The sequence below is a fragment of the Synechococcus sp. R5-12 genome (genome assembly GCF_047502655.1).
Classification (GTDB): domain Bacteria; phylum Cyanobacteriota; class Cyanobacteriia; order Thermostichales; family Thermostichaceae; genus Thermostichus.
On sequence record NZ_JANSIM010000269.1, the window covers coordinates 1 to 1,309 of the forward strand.

2 protein-coding genes and 1 tRNA gene are annotated in these 1,309 nt (G+C 58.5%); all 3 read right to left on the minus strand.

The genetic code is table 11. From position 1 onward, the window contains the following. Window positions 1-80: 80 nt before the first annotated feature. Window positions 81-153 (minus strand) — tRNA-Ala (locus NW843_RS13055). Further along, window positions 144-815: a Uma2 family endonuclease gene (locus NW843_RS13060; RefSeq protein ID WP_414523158.1), complete on the minus strand. Its 672-nt coding sequence runs from the start codon at window positions 813-815 to the stop codon at window positions 144-146. Before NW843_RS13060 ends, NW843_RS13055 begins: the two co-directional genes overlap by 10 nt. 46 nt (window positions 816-861) lie before the next feature. Next, on the minus strand, window positions 862-1,221 hold the full coding sequence (locus NW843_RS13065; RefSeq protein WP_414523159.1) for a hypothetical protein: 360 nt from the start codon (window positions 1,219-1,221) through the stop codon (window positions 862-864). Window positions 1,222-1,309 lie beyond the last annotated feature (88 nt).

A 1,309-nucleotide genomic window follows, 5' to 3' on the forward strand; every position in this document is an offset into this window, starting at 1 on the left:
TCATGCTTACTGAAGCACTACGGAATAAGGAAATCCTACCACCCCTCTCCTGCTGGGAGAGGGGCCAGGGGTGAGGGCGATGGAGAGTAGGGAACTCGAATCCCTGACCTCTGCGGTGCGATCGCAGCGCTCTACCAACTGAGCTAACTCCCCGTAGCTTTACCAGAATAACCCGAATCCGCAGCCAAGATCTCCCCCGCCTGTAACTCCAGCCCCACAAAAACCTTCGAGGGCAGCCGCTCGGATCCTTGCAGCTCCAGCACATCGTACCAGCCTTCATGAAGCAGCAGCAGGCTCACCTTCTCCTCCAAGGGATCCACAACCCAATACTCGCCGATCCCCAAAACGCAATACTCTGCTTGCTTGGCCCGGTAGTCTGCTGCCCGGCTCGACTCACTCACCACCTCCACCACCAGCAGCAGCGGCGGCTCCTCTAGGCGGATCAACGCCTCTCTGGATCCCATCTCCTGCCATTGCTCCAAAGGCAGCACCACCACATCCGGGATCCGCACCGTATCCCACCGGTGGCTGCCCCGCGGCGACTGGATCCCTGGGCTCCCCTGTATCGCTGTCCAGGGCAACTTCTGCCGCGCAATCTCTGCCTCAAAAACCCAGCTGAGAAACTTTTGAATCTGCACATGCCGCCCAGTCGGAAGGGCCACAGGCACCAACTCCCCTGCCACCAGCTCATAGCGGGTATCACTGCCATCCGAATAAGCAAGGTATTCCGCCAAACTCAGGCGATCTCTTGATGGTGCAGAAACGGATCCCCTCGTCCAAGCCACAGCCGCCTCCAGAAACTGCTCTGCCACCATCCTAGCTCCCCTCTCCCTGAGGGAGAGGGGCTGGGGGTGAGGGCCACTACCGCCGTTCCAAAAAATCGCGGCGCAGATCCCGAATCTCCTGCCGGATCTCCCTCATCTCTTCCGCCATCTGGTCGGTGCGCCGTTCCAGTGCTTCTGTGCGCCGTTCCACAGCTTCCGTGCGCCGTTCAATAGCCCGGGTGCGCTCGTCAAAGCGATCCAGCGCCTCCCGAAAAAACTGGGCCAGCATCGCCTGTCCTTCCCGCAGCTCTTGAATCAAAACCTGCTGGTTTTGTTGGACAAGGCGCAGCTCCTGCTGAGCGGCCTGCAATTCTCTTTGGGAGGCTTGCAATTCTCTCTGGGAGGCTTGTAGCTCCTGGATGGCTTGAATCAGCCACTGCTCTTGCTCAGGGGTCATGGTTGCTGAAGCACTACAGAATAAGGAAATCCTACCACTGCCAATTCTGATACATTCACGCTGAACTCTCCTGAACATGGTTCAGGAA